Genomic DNA, 16803 nt, shown 5'->3' with positions numbered 1-16803 from the left:
AAGAGCTCCACCTGCAAAACCGGCAACCGAGGGGAGCCGACCATGATCCTTTGCCACCGCGCAGCGGGGAGGACGTCACGTGTCCACCGCTAATGCTCGCCACAGCATCTTTCCCGAATGGCTCCGTCAAACGCTTGACGGGCTCTATCTCGTTTCCGGCTGGCTGGCCGGGCTTTTTCTGATCGCTATTTTCGTCATCATGCTATCACTGTCGGCCGGCCGGCCAATCGGCTTGGATGTTCCAGCCGGCGACGACTTCGCCTCCTGGTGCATGGCGGCCACGGCCTTCCTGGGCCTTGCCCACACGTTCCGCTCCGGAGAGCTCATTCGCATGGGCCTTTTCATCGACAGGTTCAGCGGTGTCGTGCGCAAGGTCATCGAGATCGCCTGCGCGGCGATCGGCGCGGCCGCCATGCTCTATTTCGCCTGGTATGCGGTGGACATGGTCTGGACGTCCTGGAAATTCAACGACATCTCTCAGGGCGTCATACCCGTGCCGTTGTGGATACCGCAGCTCGGCATGGCTGTCGGCGTGGTCGTCCTGGCAATCGCTTTCGTGGATGAGCTGGTCCACCTGCTTTTTGGTGGCGTGCCTCGCTACGAAAAGCCGGCCCCGAAATCCGAGGAAGAGATGATCGAGCGGATCATGGAAAGCGGAGCCTGATCATGGATGCCTCGAACCTTGTCGAAATATCGGGCCTCATCCTTGGCGCCCTCCTGCTCTTCCTCGTCGGTGGCGTCTGGATCGGGATTTCGCTGCTGATCTGCGGTTTCATCGCCATGCAGTTCGCGCCGGCGGGAATACAGATCGGCGCGGCACTTGCGACCAATGCCTGGGCGGGCAGCGCCTCCTGGTCTCTCGCCGCTCTACCGCTTTTCGTCTGGATGGGGGAGATCCTCTACAGGACGAGATTATCTGACGAAATGTTTAGAGGGCTTTCCCCCTGGCTGAACCGAATTCCGGGAAGATTGGTACATGTCAATGTTCTCGGTTGCGGGCTTTTCGGCGCAGTCTCCGGGTCGTCCGCCGCCACGACAGCCATGGTCGCGAAGATCACTCTGCCAGAATTGAAGAGGCGCGGCTATGACGAGATGATCAGTCTCGGTTCGCTGGCAGGCGCCGGTACGCTCGGCTTTCTCGTGCCGCCGTCGATCACCATGATCGTCTATGCCGTCGCAGCGAACGTTTCTATCATCCAGATGTTCCTGGCCGGCCTGCTCCCGGCGGTCATCGTCATGGCGCTCTATATGGGAGCGATCGTCATCTGGTCGCTGATGAACCCTGACAAGTCTCCGCCTCCGGCGCCCGGCCTGAGCTTCCGGCAGAAGCTGAAGGAGACACTCAATCTCATCCCGCTTGCGCTTCTCATCGGCGTCATTTTCACAACACTGGTACTCGGCTGGGCGACAGCCACCGAATGTGCGGCCTGGGGCGTGCTCGGCTCGCTCGTGATCGCGCTCTGGCAACGGGCGCTCACCTGGAAGAGCTTTTGGGAAAGCGTCATGGGTGCTGCGCGCATGACGGCGATGATCATGCTGATCCTGACGGGTGCCGGATACATGTCGATCGCCATGGGCTATACGGGGATTCCGAATGCGCTGGCCTCCTGGGTCGATAGCTTCCACCTGAGCCCTTATGCGCTGATTGCGGTGCTCACCGTCATGTATGTGCTGCTCGGCTGCGCGATCGACGGTCTTTCGATGATCGTCCTGACGACTGTGGTGGTGCTGCCGATGATCCAGCAGGCCGGCTTCGATCTGATCTGGTTCGGCGTCTTCCTGGTGTTGATGGTGGAGATGGCTCAGATCACCCCGCCGGTCGGCTTCAATCTCTTCGTGCTCCAGACGATGAGCGGTAGAGACAGCCTGACGGTTGCGCGCGCCGCACTGCCGTTCTTCTTCCTGCTTTTGGCGACGGTCGCCATCCTCACGATCTTCCCGGATATCGTGCTGGTCCTGCCGAAAATGGCTTTTCCGGGTTAATTTCTTAAAAAGGGGAATGAAAACATGACAATGCATTTCAAGGGCATCGCCCGCGTCGGCCTCACGGCTGCTGCCTTAATCGCCTGTGCCGGCTCGGCTCTGGCTCAGACTGCCTGGGTCCTGCCCTCGGCCTATCCGCCGGCCAATTACCACGTCGAAAACCTGATGCAGTTTTCCAAGGACGTCGAAACGGCAACCAATGGCGCGCTGAAGATCACCGTTCATCCGAGTGCAGCGCTCTTCAAGGCTCCGGATATCAAGCGCGCGGTCCAGACCGGCCAGGCCCAGGCAGGTGAAGTGCTGATTTCCCTGCACGAGAACGAGAATCCGGTCTTCGGCATCGATGTCGTGCCCTTCCTGGCCACCAGCTTCGATCGGGCGAAAAAGCTCTGGGAGGCTTCCAAGCCGACCGTCGAAAAGGCGCTCGATGCGCAGGGGCTGAAACTTCTGTACTCGACGCCATGGCCGCCGCAGGGCATCTACACCAAGAAGGACGTCAACAGCACCGCTGACCTCAAGGGCCTCAAATGGCGCGCCTACAATGTCGGCACGTCGCGCATCGCCGAGCTTGTCGGCGCCCAGCCGGTCACCGTCCAGGCCGCCGAGCTGCCGCAGGCGCTCGCAACCGGCGTCGTCGACGGGCTGATGACGTCCAGCGCCACCGGCGTCGATTCAAAGATCTGGGAATCGCTCACCCATTATTACGACACCCAGGCCTGGATTCCGAAGAACATCATCTTCGTCAACAAGGCTGCGTTCGAAGCACTCGATCCGGCCGTGCAGAAGGCAGTTGCCGATGCGGCGGCAGCGGCCGAAACCCGCGGCTGGTCCCTCGCAGTCGAAAAAACCAAGAGCTACATGGACACACTGAAGCAGAACGGCATGCAGGTGATCGAACCCAGCGACGAGCTCAAGAAGGGTCTGGCTGATGTTGGTAGCAAGCTGACCGAAGACTGGTCGAAGAAAGCCGGCGCCGACGGCGCTGCCATTCTGGACGCCTACAAGAAGATGTGATTTGAGGGCGCCGCAAGCAGCCGCTTGCGGCGCTTTCATTTGCCGGGAGGAGAAGTCATGTCATCGGAAAAGGACTATTTAGGCCCGATCGTTTCCTCCGGGCATCTGGCGAGCGGCGCCCTGCCGGCGCTTTCCGAGATCGAGTTCGGCATGATCATGCTGAACCATGCCTTCAATCGCTGGATGGTTCGTTGCATGGCGGCAGCCGGCGTGCCGGATCTTTCCCCGATCGACATCCTCGTGCTGCACAATATCAACAGCCGCAACAAGCCTAAGACACTGGCCGACATCGCACTGGTCCTCAACATCGAGGATACGCATGTCGTCACTTACGCGTTAAAGAAGCTTGAGCGGCTCAAGCTGATCAAATCCGGGCGCCGCGGCAAGGAAAAGCTGGTCATGGCGACGGAAGCAGGTGCCGAGGCCTGCGCCCGCTACAAGGCGATGCGCGAAAGCCTGCTGGTCCGTTCGGTACTTGCCACGGAAGTCTCGGCGGAATCGCTTTCGGAAGTGGCAGCCCGCCTCCGCGCGCTTTCCGGCCACTACGATCAGGCGGCTCGCGCCGCCGCATCCCTCTAGGAGAAAAGCGCTTCCATCAGCGGATGATTAGGATCCGTCATTCCGTCCAGCACGTTGAAATGGTGCTTGTCCGGTTCCTCGACGGCTTCGGTCTCAGCGCCCAGGCCCTTCCAGATGCTTGCGAGCAGTGCATTCTGGCGGACGAATTCAGAACGTTCCGCAGCGCCCACCCAGCAGGTTACCCTTGCGTTTGGCATCGGCTCCAGAAGGGCAGGGCTTTCGCGATAGGCTTCGTCCCGGTCTATGCGCTGCTTTTCGTTCATCTTCGTGTTCATGAGCGGGCGCAGGTCGTGCACGCCGGAGAGTGAAACAACATTGGCGATGCGGCCTCGAACCGTTTCCGGCAGCGGTGACGTCGCGGAAATCATTCTCGTCACCAGTTGGCCTCCGGCGGAGTGGCCGATCAGTCGGATCGGTCCCTCGACCTCTTCGGCGGCAGCTTCGATCGCTCTGCCGATCTCAAGCGTGATGTCGGCGATGCGGTTTTCGGGGGCAAGTGTGTAGGATGGCATGGCGACGGCATAACCGCGTTCCACCGCGCCTTTGGCGAAATGCGACCAGTAGCTATTGTCGAGCCCGATCCAGAAGCCGCCATGGACAAAGACCATCAGGCCGGCAGGCCTGGACTCCGGCAGGAAAAGATCGAAGCGGTTGCGAGGCTTTCCGCCATAGACAAGGCCGAGTTTCGCACGCCCTTCGGCGGAAAGCGCTTCACGATATTGCTGTGCAGGCTCCACCCATGCCGCCGGCCAGCGGTCGCCCTGGGGAATGTTGATGCCGTTGGCATAGGCATTGTCCCAGTCGCTGATCCGATGGCGCATTTTCGTTTTCTCCCCTCAATGCGGTTATGATCCCCGGCCGCATATTGGCATCGCCATCGCCTGCTTGGAACCCGTCCGGAGCGGAAAATGGCAGCCGGTGAAAATTATTACAAACTTAAAATTTCTCTCTTGCAACCGGAAGGAAGCGGTGCAATTCTGAACAAAAGGCAAAAAGCCGCATGGATAAAAACTTGGGAACTGAAAAATGCTGGGACCGTCAGGCCATCTGGATACGTTTGCCCGCGACAACCTTCCACCGCCGGATCTTTGGCCGGAAATCAAGCTCGACGGCTTTGAGTATCCGGAATGGATGAACGCAGCGGTTGAGCTCACCGATCGTATGGTGGAAAAGGGTTTTGGCGATCATACCGCCCTGATCGGCAACGGCCGCCGTCGCACCTACAAGGAGCTCTCCGACTGGACGAACCGCATCGCCCTGGCGCTCACGGAGGACTATGGCCTGAAACCCGGAAATCGGGTGCTGATCCGCTCCGCCAACAATCCGGCCATGGTCGCCTGCTGGCTGGCGGCGACGAAGGCCGGCGCTGTCGTGGTCAACACGATGCCGATGCTGCGTGCCGGCGAGCTCGCCAAGATCATCGACAAGGCGGAGATTTCCCTGGCGCTCTGCGACACGCGCTTGATGGACGAGCTGGTCGCTTGCGCCAAGGAAGGCCGGTTCCTCAAGCAGGTGATCGGTTTTGATGGCACTGCCAACCATGATGCGGAACTCGATCGCGCGGCGCTGAACAAGCCTGTACTCTATGCTGCGGTGAAGACAGGTCGGGACGATGTGGCTCTGCTCGGTTTCACCTCCGGTTCCACCGGTGTGCCGAAGGCTACCATGCATTTCCATCGCGATCTCCTGATCATCGCCGATGCCTATGCCAAGGAGGTGCTGGACGTCACGCCGGACGATGTTTTCGTCGGTTCGCCACCGCTTGCCTTCACCTTCGGCCTCGGTGGACTTGCGGTCTTTCCATTGCGCTTCGGCGCCTCTGCTACCCTCTTGGAGCAGGCGACGCCGCCGAAGATGATCGAGATCATCGAGACCTACAAGGCGACGATCAGCTTCACCGCGCCCACCGCCTACCGCGCCATGCTGGCGGCGATGGACGAAGGTGCGGACCTTTCTTCTCTGCGCATCGCCGTTTCGGCCGGCGAGACCTTGCCAGGCCCCGTTTTCGAAGAATGGGTGAGAAAGACGGGTAAACCCATTCTGGACGGCATCGGTGCGACCGAGATGCTGCATATCTTCATCTCGAACCACTTGGGCGATGCCAGGCCGGCCTGCACCGGCAAGCCGCTCGCCGGCTATGAGGCGATCGTTGTCGACGACGATATGAGCGAGGTGCCGCGTGGCACGATCGGCCGGCTGGCGGTGAAGGGCCCGATCGGCTGCCGTTACCTCGCCGACGAGCGGCAGAAGGATTATGTCCGCAACGGCTGGAACCTCACCGGAGATTCTTTCGTGCAGGACGAGGACGGCTATTTCCATTTCGCCGCGCGTTCGGACGATATGATCATCTCGGCCGGCTACAATATCGCCGGCCCGGAAGTGGAGGCGGCTCTCCTGAAGCACGAGGCAGTGCTGGAATGCGCCGTGATCGGCGTGCCGGACGACGGACGTGGCATGATCGTCGAGGCGCATGTCGTGCTTGTTCCTGGCAGTGAGGCTTGCGACGCGATGGTGAAGCTGCTGCAGGAGCATGTGAAGAGCATCATTGCGCCTTACAAATATCCGCGTTCGATCGTGTTCACCGACGCGTTGCCGAAGACCGAATCCGGCAAGATCCAGCGCTTCCGGTTGAAGCGGAAACTTTCAGCTTAACCGTACTTCGTGGTGGTTGCGTTTCACTGCGCATGCAGAGTGGAAGTTTCCACGCAAATGTGGAAGGTAATGAAACGTTCGGCGGGCTGCTACCCCGCTGCCGGAATATCTGGGAACGACATACAACAACAAACGGGAGTTCGTCACATGAAGAAACTGCTTGCCGCAGCCACGCTGACCCTGAGCATGAGCGCCTCGGGCCTTGCTTTTGCCGAGCCGTTGAAGATTGGCATGATTACCACGCTTTCGGGCGGCGGCGCCGGTCTCGGCATCGATACACGCGACGGCTTCATGCTGGCGATCAAGAATTCCGGCAACAAGGACATTACCGTCGTCACCGAGGACGATGCGCAGAAGCCGGAACTTGCAGTGCAGATCGCCGACAAGATGATCCAGAGCGACCAGGTGGATATTTTGACCGGCATCGTCTGGTCAAACCTGCTGATGGCGGTTGCTCCGAGTGCTGTTGCGCAAGGCAAGTTCTACGTCTCCACGAATGCCGCTCCCGCTGCACTTGCCGGGGCGAACTGCAACAAGCTCTATTTCAATGCGGCCTATCAGAACGACAATCTTCACGAGGCGATGGGCGAATATGCCAACAAGGGCTACAAGAAGATGTTCATCCTTGCCCCGAATTATCCGGCCGGCAAGGATTCGCTGACGGGCTTCAAGCGCTATTACAAGGGCGAACTCGCTGCCGAGGTTTATACTCAGGTCGGTCAGACGGATTACGCGGCGGAAATTGCCCAGATGCGCGCTTCCGGCGCTGATGGCATCTTCGTCTTCCTTCCCGGCGGCATGGGCATCGCGTTCATGAAGCAATTTGCCCAGTCGGGCGTGAAGATCCCGGTCATGGGGCCGGGCTTCTCCTTCAGCCAGGACGTGCTTCCGGCAATCGGCGATGCGGCGCTTGGCGCCAAGGCGTCCGGCCAGTGGGCTCCGGATTTCGACAACGAAGCCAGCAAGAAGTTCCTCGCCGATTTCCAGAAGGAATATAACCGCCTGCCGTCGATCTATGCAGTCCAGGCCTATGACGCCGCGCAGCTCATCCTGTCTGCTGCTGCGAAGGCGGATGTGAAGGATGCGGATGCTTTCCGCGCCGAACTTCTGAAGGCGGATATCCAGTCGCCGCGTGGCAAGTTCAAGTTTAACACGAACCAGCATCCGATCCAGGACATCTACCTCACGGAAGTGGTGAAGCAGGATGGCGTCCTCACCAACAAGACGGTGGAAAAGATCTTCACCGATCATAAGGACGCCTATGCCAAAGACTGCAAGATCTAAGGTCTCCCCGTGACCGTTGCGCTTGCTCTCGAGCAGTTGCTGAACGGCCTGCAGCTCGGCGTCATGTTGTTCCTGATGGCCGCCGGGCTGACGCTGATCTTCGGCGTCATGGGCCTGATCAATCTTGCTCACGGCTCGCTCTACATGGTCGGCGCATTCGCCTGCGCCGCCGTGGCGGCCTGGACCGGCTCGTTCTGGATCGGGCTCATCGCTAGCCTCGTCGTCGCGGCGGCGGCCGGTGCGATCGTCGAGCTCGTGGTGATCCGCAGGCTTTACGATCGCGACCATCTCGATCAGGTGCTTGCCACCTTCGCGCTGATCCTGATGTTCTCCGAAGGCACGCGCTGGCTCTTCGGCTCGTTTCCGCTTTATCTCGATATCCCGCCGCTCCTGCAGGGGGCGGTGACACTGCCCGGCGGCACGCAATATCCGGTCTATCGTCTGGCCATCATCGCCGCCGGCGCGGTTGTCGCTTTCGGGCTATATATGCTGATCTCGAAGACGCGGCTCGGCATGCGTATCCGGGCCGGCGAAAGCGACCGGGAGATGATCGGGGCGCTCGGCGTCGATATCCGCACGCTCTATACGGTCGTCTTCGCCCTTGGTGCGGCGCTGGCCGGGTTCGCCGGTGCCATGGTCGGCGCCTTGCAATCGGTGCAGGTCGGCATGGGCGAGCCGGTGCTCATCCTCGCCTTCGTGGTGATCGTCATCGGCGGCATCGGCTCGATCAAGGGGGCGCTCCTGGGCGCGCTTCTGGTCGGCGTCACGGACACGATGGGCCGTTTCCTGCTGCCGCAGATATTCGCATTCTTCGCGCCGCCGGCCCAGGCGGGCATGATCGGCGGCGCCGTGGCCTCGATGCTCATCTATATCGTCATGGCGGTCATCCTCGCGGTGAAGCCGCGCGGGCTCTTCCCGGCAGCGCATGCGTGAGGTCCGGATCGTGAGCCGCGAAAACCTCGTCAACCTCATCCTGGCCTTGGCTTTGCTTGCCGTGCCGTTTGCGGCGAACGCTGTCGGCCAGCCCTTCTACGTCACGCTGGCAACCCGTGTTGCGATTCTTGCTCTTGCCGCGACCGGCCTCAATCTGGCATTGGGCCTGGGCGGCCTCGTCTCCTTCGGTCATGCGGCCTTCTTCGGTATCGGAGGCTATGTTGCCGGCATCCTCGCGACGCACAGCTTCTCGGGTGAACCTCTGCTCTTCGGTCTGCCGGGCACCAATCAGATGTGGGTGATCTGGATTGTCGCGGTCCTGCTCGCGGGTCTCCTGGGCCTTGCGATCGGCGCGATCAGCCTCAGGACGTCAGGCGTCTATTTCATCATGATCACGCTCGCCTTTGCGCAGATGGTCTACTACTTCGCGGTCTCCTGGCCGGCCTATGGCGGGGAGGACGGGCTGTCGATCCTCGTCCGGAACCAGTTTCCGGGCGTCATGACGATGCGGCCCTTGAGCTTCTTCCTGATCTGTTACGTGGTGCTGCTGGTCGCAATAGGCCTTTTCGCGCTGATCCGCGCCTCGCGTTTCGGCACCGCATTGCAGGCGGCGCGGCAGAATGAGGTGCGCGTCGCGACGGTCGGGATCCAGCCGTACCGTATCAGGCTCACGGGCTTTGCCATTTCGGCAATGATGACCGGCCTTGCCGGCGCGCTGTTTGCCGATCTCAACCGTTTCGTCAGTCCCTCCATGCTCTCCTGGCACATGTCGGGGGAGCTGATCGTGCTGATCGTGCTCGGTGGAACTGGCCGGCTGTTCGGTCCGCTGGCGGGTGCGGCGCTCTACGTCGCCTTCGAATATGCGCTCGGCGGCATCACGGAACGCTGGCAGTTCTTCCTGGGGCTTATTTTGCTGGTCGTGGTACTCTTCGCCCGCGGCGGCCTGCTGGGACTTCTCGCCGGAAAGGCCAGACATGGTTGAGCCGGTCCTCGAAATCTCCGACCTGGTCAAGAATTTTGGAGCGCTGCGTGCGACCGACGGCGTCACGCTCGATCTCAGGCCGGGCGAAATCCATGCGCTGATCGGCCCGAACGGCGCCGGCAAGTCGACGCTCATTCACCAGATCTGCGGCACGCTCCGGCAGGATAGCGGCACGATCCGCTTCGCGGGGCAGGATATTGGCGGCCTTGGTGTTGCAGGCCGTGCCCGGCTGGGCCTGGGGCGTACCTTTCAGGTCTCTTCGCTGGCGCCGGAATTTTCGGCGCTCCGCAATGTCATGCTGGCGGTGCAGGCGAGGGAGGGTACGAGCTTCCGTTTTTTCAAGCCGGTGATGCGCGACGGATCCTTGATCGACACGGCCATGGCCATGCTGGAGCGTGTTGGCCTGACGGCGCGGGCCCGCATCCCCGCCGCCGAACTCTCCCATGGCGAACGCCGGCAGCTCGAAATCGCCATGGCGCTGGCGCTTCGATCGAAAGCCTTCCTGCTTGATGAGCCGATGGCCGGCATGGGGCCGGAAGGCTCGAAATCGCTCACCCGTTTCTTGGATGCGCTCAGGCAGGAAGCGCCGATCCTGCTGGTCGAGCATGATATGGATGCAGTATTTGCCCTCGCCGACCGGATTTCCGTGCTGGTCTACGGCCGCATTATTGCCACCGGCACGGTTGAGGAAATCCGTCGCGACCCGGCCGTGCGCACCGCCTATCTCGGAGATCATGTTTGATGCTGCTCGACGTCTCCCGGATCGAAGCATTTTATGGTGCCAGCCAGGCGCTGTTCGGCGTTGACCTGTCCGTGGCGGAGGGCGAGGCCGTGGCGCTGATGGGCCGCAACGGCATGGGCAAGACCACGACCATACGCGCCATCTGCAACCTCAATCCGCCGCGCGCCGGCGCGGTCCGGCTCGGCGGCGCGGACCTCAAGGGCAGGCGACCGCATCATGTGGCGAAGCTCGGCATCGGCCTCGTGCCGGAAGGTCGCCGCTGCTTTCCGAACCTGACGGTGCATGAGAACCTGATCGCGGCCGCACGGCCAGGCAGATGGACATTGGACGAGGTCAATGCGCTTTTTCCCCGGCTGCAGGAACGGCATGCGCAGATGGCGCGTTCGCTTTCCGGTGGTGAGCAGCAGATGCTGGCGATCGGCAGGGCTCTGATGACCAATCCGCGCATCCTGATCCTCGATGAGGCGACGGAGGGGCTTGCTCCGGTCATACGCCAGGATATCTGGAGAGCCATACGGAGGCTGAAGGCGGAAGGGCTTTCGATCCTTGTGGTGGATAAGACGCTTTCCGAGCTTATGCCGGTTGCGGATCGCTGTGTCATCCTGGAAAACGGAAGAAGCGCCTGGAGCGGCAAGGCTGAGGAACTGACGACGGAACTGCAGGATCGATATCTCGGAGTGTAAGCGATGGATGGTGAAGCGGGAAGCGCCGATCTGGAATTGATCGCCCACGGTCCGCATGGGCGCAACAAGCCGGAAACGCGGCTCTGGTTGCGTATGCTTTCCACCACAAAGCTGATCACCAACGAAATCCGCCGACGGCTCAGGACCGAATTCGGTGCAACGCTGCCGCAATTCGACCTGATGGCCCAGCTCTATCGCGAAAGCGACGGCCTGCGCCTGGGCGAGCTTTCGAAGCGAACCATGGTGACGAATGGCAACGTGACCGGTCTTGTCGAGCGACTGGAGGCCGATGGCTTCGTTAAGCGGGTAACGCCGGACGGTGACCGGCGCGTTACGGTCGCCAGGCTGACGCCGGAGGGTACGAAGCTTTTCGTTGCCATGGCCGCTGCCCATGAAGGCTGGCTGCGGGATATCATGGCAGATGTCGCTCCGGCCACGATCGCATCGCTGTGGTCGGAGATTGGGGCCGTGAAAATTTCTGCCAGCAATCACCTTTCCAGCAGCGCTTTCGATCAGTAGACCCGGTGCTGGTAACGAATTCGGGGTGATAGATGGCAGACCTCCAGGCGATCGTCGACGAGATTCACGACAAGCTGGCGCCGCGTCTCGGCGAGGGCAAGGTCGCCGACTACATTCCGCAGCTCGCCCATGTCGATCCGAAGAAATTCGGCATGGCGATCGTGACCGTGGACGGGGAGACCTTCAAAGTTGGCGATGCCGACACCCCCTTCTCGATCCAGAGCATTTCCAAGGTCTTTACGCTGACGCTGGCGCTCGGCAAGCATGGCGAGACGACCTGGAACCGTGTCGGACGCGAGCCGTCTGGCTCTGCCTTCAATTCGATCGTCCAGCTGGAACACGAAGAGGGTAAGCCACGTAATCCATTTATCAATGCCGGCGCGATCGCCGTCAGCGATCTCGTTCTTGCCGGGCATACGCCGCGCGAGGCGATCGGCGAGATCGTCCGTTTTGTACGCTATCTGGCGGACGACGATTCGATCGCCATCGATCCGGAGGTAGCGAAATCGGAGCAGGCGACAGGTTACCGCAATTTCGCGCTTGCCAATTTCATGCGCTCCTTCGGCAAGCTGGACCATCCGGTCGAGCATGTGCTCGGCGTTTATTTCCATCACTGCGCACTCGCCATGACCTGCACGCAGCTTGCGAAGTCCGGCCTTTTCCTCGCTGCTTCCGGCCGCAATCCGCTGACGGGACACACGGTCGTCTCCAAACAGCGGGCAAGGCGCATCAATGCGCTCATGCTCACCTGCGGGCATTACGACGGTTCGGGAGATTTTGCCTATCGGGTGGGCCTGCCGGGCAAGAGCGGTGTCGGCGGCGGCATTCTCGCGGTCGCACCGGGCAGGGCCTCGGTTGCCGTCTGGTCGCCGGGGCTTAATCACAATGGCAATTCGCTTCTTGGTTCGTTGGCTTTGGAAATGCTGACGACCCGCACGGGCTGGTCGGTCTTCGGCCATTGATCCCGCATACGGCATAAAAAACCCGGCCGAAGCCGGGTTGAATGTAGTGGCAGCGTGTTGTGATCAGTCCTCGCTGGCTGCCATCTGCGAGAGCACTTCGCCGCGTCCGCGTATGCGCAGGATCAGCGGTATAATGAAAGCCAGCGCTGCCAGGATGAGCAGAACGGCCGCGATCGGCGACTGGACCAGTGTCGTGACATCGCCCTGGCTGATCGCCAGCGCGCGGCGGAGCTGCTGTTCGGCAAGCGGCCCCAGGATCAGGCCGACGACGACCGGCGCGATCGGGTAACCCAGGACACGCATGACATAGCCGAGGAATCCGAAGGTCAGAAGCATGCCGAGTTCGAAAACCGACGGATTGGCACCGATCGTCCCGAGCGTCGCAAACAGCAGGATGCCGGCATAAAGCCATGGCTTCGGAATGGTCAGCAGCTTCACCCAAAGGCCGACGAGTGGCAGGTTGAGGACCAGCAGCATCAGGTTGGCGATGAGCAGCGACGCGATCAGGCCCCAGACGAGCTGGGGATTGGTCACGAAGAGCAGCGGGCCCGGCTGCAGACCGTATTGCTGGAAGCCGGCAAGCATGATCGCCGCGGTCGCGGACGTCGGCAGGCCGAGCGTCAGCAACGGCACAAGCGTGCCGGCGGCAGACGCATTGTTGGCGGCTTCCGGACCGGCAACCCCCTCGATCGCGCCGTTGCCGAATTCTTCCGGATGCTTGCTGAGGCGCTTTTCGGCCGCGTAGGAGAGGAAGGTGCCGATTTCGGCTCCGCCCGCCGGCATGGCGCCGATCGGGAAGCCGATGACGGTGCCGCGCAGCCAGGCTTTCCAGGACCGCGCCCAATCCTGAGCGCTCATCCAGACGGAGCCCTTGACTGCTTCCACCGTTTCCGGCCCCTTGTTTCCCTGGGCGGCGATGAACAGGGTTTCGCCGATCGCGAACATGGCGACCGCCATGGTCGTGACTTCGATCCCGTCGAGAAGGTCGGGGATGCCGAAGGACAGCCGGTTCTGGCCGGTGAGCTGGTCGATGCCGACGACAGAGAAGGCAAGACCGATGAACAGTGAGGTGAGGCCGCGCAAAGTGGAATCGCCGAAGGCGGAGGATACCGTCACGAAGGCGAGCACCATCAGCGCGAAATATTCACGGGGCCCGAAGACGAGCGCCAATTTGACGATGTAGGGCGCGATGAAGGCAAGCGCCATGGTGGCGATCAGGCCTGCGACGAAGGAGCCGATCGCCGCCGTCGCCAGTGCCGGTCCGCCACGTCCCGCCCTGGCCATCTTGTTGCCTTCGAGCGCGGTGACGATCGATGAGCTCTCGCCCGGTGTATTGAGCAGGATGGAGGTGGTCGAACCGCCATACATGCCGCCGTAATAGATGCCCGCAAACATGATCAGCGAACCGGTCGGATCAAGGCGATAAGTGACGGGCAGAAGCAACGCGACGGTCAGCGCCGGCCCGATGCCGGGCAGAACACCGACTGCGGTGCCGAGCGTCACGCCGATCAGCGCATAGAGCAGGTTGATGGGTTGCGCTGCGGAGGCAAGCCCCTGCAGGAGAAATTCGAATGTGCTCATGGTCCTACTTTCCGGGCCCGATCACCAAAAAAGCCGTTCCAGCGGGCCGGCGGGCAGCGCAAGCTGCAGGAGGCCTGCGAAGATCAGCCAGATGAAAAGACAGACGACGATGCCGAGCGGGATCGTGATCCACAGTTTGCGTTTGCCGAAGCCCGCGGCAGTGAGGCCGAACAGGACGCCGGTCGCGATTGAGAAGCCGGCAACGCGAAGAAGCAGCATCTGCGCGACAAGTCCCGCGACGATCCACACGACCGGACCGATCTCCTGCTTGTCGCGCGTCGGAAAATCGCCGCGGAAAGCCTCGATCACCGTCCAGATCGCAAGTCCGATCAGCGCAAAGCCGATCCAGTCGGGCACCGTCGCCGGACCGACCTGCGAATAGCCGCCCGTACCCTTCAACCGTGACACATCGATGAAAATCACGGCGGCTATTGCCGCCAGGACTACGGCAACGGCAAGCGCCGCCCAATCGGGGCGGCGCTGCTCGGTCTTGTTGCGGTCGAGGCTCATTTGACCAGCCCGATGTCCTTGAGGACCACTTCCGTGGCGGAAATGTCCTTGGCGAGCTGTTCATCAAAGGCCGAGCCGGCGAGATAGGTATCGGTCCAGCCCTTGGTCTTCAGGGCCTCCTGCCAGGTTTTGGACTGGGCGAGCTTCTCGATGTCGGCTGCCACGGCCTTCTTTTGTTCATCGGAAAGGCCGGGAGCGGCGGCGACCATGCGCCAGTTCTGGACAACCACGTCGAAGCCGGATTCCTTCAGCGTCGGGGCATCGGCGCCTTCGATCTTCTTGTCGGAGGAAACGGCCAAGAGGCGCAACGTGCCGGCCTTGATCTGCGATTCGAACTCGCCGTAGGACGAAACGCCGGCGGTCACCTGGGCGCCGAGAATGGCGGCAAGGGCTTCGCCGCCGCCCGAAAACGCGATGTAGTTGATCTTGGTCGGGTCGACACCGGCCGCCTTGGCAAGCAGGCCGACGAGGATATGGTCGGTGCCGCCGGCCGAGCCGCCGCCCCAGGAAACGGCGCCTGGGTTTTCCTTCAGCTTGGCGACGAGATCGCCGATCGTCTTGATGTCGGAAGAGGCCGGAACGACGATTGCTTCATATTCGCCGGTCAGGCGGGCGATCGGGGTGACGTCCTTGAGCGTGACGGGCGATTTGTTGGTCAGGATCGCGCCGACCATGACGTAGCCGCCGACCAGGAGTGCATTCGGGTTGCCCTTCTGCTGGCTGGCGAACTGGGCGATGCCGATCGTGCCGCCGGCGCCCGGTACGTTGACGACCTGCACGTTGCCGGCGATCTTTTCCTGCTGGAGCGCCGTCTGCATGGTGCGGGCCGTCTGGTCCCATCCGCCGCCCGGCGCGGCTGGAGCCATGATCGTGTAGTCGGCCGCAGCGGCCGGCAAGGCAAGCGCGCCCGCGAGAATGGAAGCGAGAAAGAAATGTTTCAAGGGTTGATCCTCCGTTGGCGCCCGAAGTGGACGCAAATGTTTCTTCTGTCGAAACGAAAAGATGGGACGGTGAGCAAGAACCGCTACCGACGCCCTCCCGTCGTTGATCGGAGCCCCGCCTCCAAACGGGGGCCGATTAGACATAAGCCAGCATATGAAGCTGACATCTACCTGACATTTTTCGCGGGTTTGACGTTTGGCAAGGGGTATCCGCCGTGCCGCGTCGAATTTTGTGGCTATTGCAGCCTGAGAGCCTCGTTCCAGCGGGAAATCAGTCGCGCCCGCTTCACCTGGTCGAGATAGACCATCAACCCGAGGCTGACGGGAACGGGCTTCAACTGCCCGCCCAGCATCTCCCGCAATGTGGTTGCGGTATTGTTGCCGGCGACTTCGGGGCTGACGGCCGGGATCTGCAGTTCGCGGGCCATGATTGTCTGGCCTTCCTTCGACATGAAGAACTGCAGATATCGCTTTCCGAGATCCGGCGCAGCGGCGGCCTGCGGCACGAGGCCGATCCGCGACATGACGACGGTATAGTCCTTCGGCAATACGATGCCGACGTCGGGATGGCGCGAGGCCCAGTCGGCGGCATAGGAACCGAGGATGTTGTATCCGAGCAGGAAGCGCCCGTCCGCGATGCGCTCCAGAATCGCCTGGCTCGTGGAGTAGAGCTTGACGCCCGCCGCACCCATGGCCCGGATCACCGACCAGATATCGCCGAACTGTTCCTGGTCGCGCGCCATGAACAGAAAGCCGACACCGGAGCGCTCGATGTCATAGGTACCGATCCTTCCATAGATGGCGTCGCCCTGCTTGTGCAGGAACTCGACGAACTCCGCCCGGGTCGACGGGGGCGGAGCATCCTTGAAGCTCGGCTTGTGATAGACGAAGACGGCCGGCTCGAAGGTCAGCGCGTAGGCCGTGTTGCGCCAGTTCGCCCAGGCCGGCCACTGGCCGCTCATCGGCAGCTCGCTCGGCTGCGCATACCCGTCATTGGCGAGCTTCACCTGCAGGTCCATAGCGGAAGAGAATGCGAAATCGGCGGTTTTCTGGCCGGCATCCGTCTCGCGGACGATCCGGTCGTAGATTTCACCGGTCAGCATGTCCTCGTAGCGCACCGTCACATCCGGGTTTGCCTGCTGGAAGCCGGTAATCATCGGCTTGGCAAGCGGTTCGTCGAGGGAGGAATAGACGCTCAGCACCCGGGCGTCGCTACGGCCGGAAAGGGCGGGAAACAGCGTTATGCCGGCAGCCGCAAGACCCGGCGAAAGGACAAGGCAGAGCGAAACGAGAAGGAGCCTTTTCATACGACCACAATGCCTTACAGAGGTTCCAGGGACAAGTAGACCGGTGGCCGCGTGGCTTTCGCGTCACGGTCACCGATTGCAGCCTTTATCCGGCTTGTTTTCCCCACAGGCCTCATTACCTGTGGGCGGTT

At 61.6% G+C, this 16803-nt stretch carries 17 protein-coding genes; 12 read left to right on the top strand and 5 right to left on the bottom strand.

Going from position 1 to position 16803, the window contains the following annotated elements; all coding sequences use genetic code 11:
• Positions 1-79 precede the first annotated feature (79 nt).
• From ABK249_RS26650 to ABK249_RS26635, 4 genes are read left to right on the top strand one after another with little or no spacing between them, the layout of a single operon-like run.
• Positions 80-664, top strand: a complete 585-nt coding sequence (locus tag ABK249_RS26650; protein WP_348864539.1) for a TRAP transporter small permease — start codon at positions 80-82, stop codon at positions 662-664.
• Positions 665-666: 2 nt separating this feature from the next.
• Positions 667-1983 (top strand): TRAP transporter large permease, encoded by a 1317-nt coding sequence (locus ABK249_RS26645; protein WP_227704846.1) that lies wholly within the window; start codon positions 667-669, stop codon positions 1981-1983.
• A gap of 24 nt (positions 1984-2007) precedes the next feature.
• Positions 2008-2997 carry a TRAP transporter substrate-binding protein gene (locus ABK249_RS26640; RefSeq protein WP_348864538.1) on the top strand — a complete coding sequence of 330 codons (990 nt, stop codon included), beginning with the start codon at positions 2008-2010 and terminating at the stop codon, positions 2995-2997.
• A 57-nt stretch (positions 2998-3054) separates the two neighbouring features.
• Complete coding sequence (locus ABK249_RS26635; RefSeq protein WP_037151787.1) at positions 3055-3576, top strand: winged helix DNA-binding protein; 522 nt, start codon at positions 3055-3057, stop codon at positions 3574-3576.
• On the opposite strand, the gene ABK249_RS26630 is transcribed toward ABK249_RS26635, so the two are convergent.
• Positions 3573-4397, bottom strand: a complete 825-nt coding sequence (locus ABK249_RS26630) for an alpha/beta hydrolase (RefSeq protein ID WP_348864537.1) — start codon at positions 4395-4397, stop codon at positions 3573-3575. The two genes, ABK249_RS26635 and ABK249_RS26630, sit on opposite strands and share 4 nt — an antisense overlap.
• Before the next feature lie 205 nt (positions 4398-4602).
• On the opposite strand from ABK249_RS26630, the gene ABK249_RS26625 reads away from it, so the two are divergent.
• From ABK249_RS26625 to ABK249_RS26590, 8 genes are all read left to right on the top strand, one after another.
• Complete coding sequence (locus tag ABK249_RS26625; RefSeq protein WP_348864536.1) at positions 4603-6228, top strand: AMP-binding protein; 1626 nt, start codon at positions 4603-4605, stop codon at positions 6226-6228.
• Positions 6229-6375: 147 nt separating this feature from the next.
• Positions 6376-7512 (top strand): ABC transporter substrate-binding protein, encoded by a 1137-nt coding sequence (locus ABK249_RS26620; protein ID WP_037151779.1) that lies wholly within the window; start codon positions 6376-6378, stop codon positions 7510-7512.
• A gap of 9 nt (positions 7513-7521) precedes the next feature.
• The gene (locus ABK249_RS26615) at positions 7522-8445 is read left to right on the top strand and encodes a branched-chain amino acid ABC transporter permease (RefSeq protein ID WP_348864535.1); all 924 of its coding nucleotides are present in this window, start codon (positions 7522-7524) and stop codon (positions 8443-8445) included.
• Positions 8438-9427, top strand: a complete 990-nt coding sequence (locus ABK249_RS26610) for a branched-chain amino acid ABC transporter permease (RefSeq protein WP_037151772.1) — start codon at positions 8438-8440, stop codon at positions 9425-9427. Before ABK249_RS26615 ends, ABK249_RS26610 begins: the two co-directional genes overlap by 8 nt.
• A complete protein-coding gene (locus ABK249_RS26605; protein WP_227704850.1) occupies positions 9420-10169 on the top strand; it encodes an ABC transporter ATP-binding protein in 750 nt (249 codons plus the stop codon). Before ABK249_RS26610 ends, ABK249_RS26605 begins: the two co-directional genes overlap by 8 nt.
• Positions 10169-10852, top strand: coding sequence for an ABC transporter ATP-binding protein (locus ABK249_RS26600; RefSeq protein WP_415926489.1), 684 nt, complete (start codon positions 10169-10171; stop codon positions 10850-10852). The genes ABK249_RS26605 and ABK249_RS26600 overlap by 1 nt, the downstream gene beginning before the upstream one ends.
• Before the next feature lie 3 nt (positions 10853-10855).
• The gene (locus tag ABK249_RS26595; protein WP_037151768.1) at positions 10856-11371 is read left to right on the top strand and encodes a MarR family winged helix-turn-helix transcriptional regulator; all 516 of its coding nucleotides are present in this window, start codon (positions 10856-10858) and stop codon (positions 11369-11371) included.
• Positions 11372-11403: 32 nt separating this feature from the next.
• The gene (locus ABK249_RS26590; protein ID WP_227704852.1) at positions 11404-12333 is read left to right on the top strand and encodes a glutaminase; all 930 of its coding nucleotides are present in this window, start codon (positions 11404-11406) and stop codon (positions 12331-12333) included.
• Between the two features lie 63 nt (positions 12334-12396).
• Here the strand turns inward: ABK249_RS26590 and ABK249_RS26585 are convergent, their stop codons facing one another.
• From ABK249_RS26585 to ABK249_RS26570, 4 genes are all read right to left on the bottom strand, one after another.
• On the bottom strand, positions 12397-13914 hold the full coding sequence (locus ABK249_RS26585) for a tripartite tricarboxylate transporter permease (RefSeq protein WP_227704853.1): 1518 nt from the start codon (positions 13912-13914) through the stop codon (positions 12397-12399).
• A gap of 21 nt (positions 13915-13935) precedes the next feature.
• Positions 13936-14424 carry a tripartite tricarboxylate transporter TctB family protein gene (locus tag ABK249_RS26580; protein ID WP_348864532.1) on the bottom strand — a complete coding sequence of 163 codons (489 nt, stop codon included), beginning with the start codon at positions 14422-14424 and terminating at the stop codon, positions 13936-13938.
• Entirely contained in the window at positions 14421-15365 is a 945-nt protein-coding gene (locus tag ABK249_RS26575) for a Bug family tripartite tricarboxylate transporter substrate binding protein (RefSeq protein WP_227704855.1), read from the bottom strand. Before ABK249_RS26575 ends, ABK249_RS26580 begins: the two co-directional genes overlap by 4 nt.
• Before the next feature lie 236 nt (positions 15366-15601).
• The gene (locus tag ABK249_RS26570) at positions 15602-16672 is read right to left on the bottom strand and encodes an ABC transporter substrate-binding protein (RefSeq protein ID WP_037151754.1); all 1071 of its coding nucleotides are present in this window, start codon (positions 16670-16672) and stop codon (positions 15602-15604) included.
• Positions 16673-16803 lie beyond the last annotated feature (131 nt).

The organism is Neorhizobium phenanthreniclasticum (assembly GCF_040066075.1).
Classification (GTDB): Bacteria; Pseudomonadota; Alphaproteobacteria; order Rhizobiales; family Rhizobiaceae; genus Neorhizobium; species Neorhizobium petrolearium.
The sequence above is the reverse complement of the archived record's forward strand: the minus strand, read 5'-3'. Positions and strand labels throughout refer to the sequence as shown.

What these genes read in the sequence shown, in the direction of transcription:
- ABK249_RS26625 (WP_348864536.1), top strand. Translation starts at nt 4,603, where the DNA reads ATGCTGGGACCGTCAGGCCATCTGGATACGTTTGCCCGCGACAACCTT.
- ABK249_RS26610 (WP_037151772.1), top strand. Translation starts at nt 8,438, where the DNA reads ATGCGTGAGGTCCGGATCGTGAGCCGCGAAAACCTCGTCAACCTCATC.
- ABK249_RS26580 (WP_348864532.1), bottom strand. Translation starts at nt 14,424, where the DNA reads ATGAGCCTCGACCGCAACAAGACCGAGCAGCGCCGCCCCGATTGGGCG.
- ABK249_RS26595 (WP_037151768.1), top strand. Translation starts at nt 10,856, where the DNA reads ATGGATGGTGAAGCGGGAAGCGCCGATCTGGAATTGATCGCCCACGGT.
- ABK249_RS26630 (WP_348864537.1), bottom strand. Translation starts at nt 4,397, where the DNA reads ATGCGCCATCGGATCAGCGACTGGGACAATGCCTATGCCAACGGCATC.
- ABK249_RS26585 (WP_227704853.1), bottom strand. Translation starts at nt 13,914, where the DNA reads ATGAGCACATTCGAATTTCTCCTGCAGGGGCTTGCCTCCGCAGCGCAA.
- ABK249_RS26570 (WP_037151754.1), bottom strand. Translation starts at nt 16,672, where the DNA reads ATGAAAAGGCTCCTTCTCGTTTCGCTCTGCCTTGTCCTTTCGCCGGGT.
- ABK249_RS26600 (WP_415926489.1), top strand. Translation starts at nt 10,169, where the DNA reads ATGCTGCTCGACGTCTCCCGGATCGAAGCATTTTATGGTGCCAGCCAG.
- ABK249_RS26605 (WP_227704850.1), top strand. Translation starts at nt 9,420, where the DNA reads ATGGTTGAGCCGGTCCTCGAAATCTCCGACCTGGTCAAGAATTTTGGA.
- ABK249_RS26640 (WP_348864538.1), top strand. Translation starts at nt 2,008, where the DNA reads ATGACAATGCATTTCAAGGGCATCGCCCGCGTCGGCCTCACGGCTGCT.
- ABK249_RS26590 (WP_227704852.1), top strand. Translation starts at nt 11,404, where the DNA reads ATGGCAGACCTCCAGGCGATCGTCGACGAGATTCACGACAAGCTGGCG.
- ABK249_RS26620 (WP_037151779.1), top strand. Translation starts at nt 6,376, where the DNA reads ATGAAGAAACTGCTTGCCGCAGCCACGCTGACCCTGAGCATGAGCGCC.
- ABK249_RS26635 (WP_037151787.1), top strand. Translation starts at nt 3,055, where the DNA reads ATGTCATCGGAAAAGGACTATTTAGGCCCGATCGTTTCCTCCGGGCAT.
- ABK249_RS26645 (WP_227704846.1), top strand. Translation starts at nt 667, where the DNA reads ATGGATGCCTCGAACCTTGTCGAAATATCGGGCCTCATCCTTGGCGCC.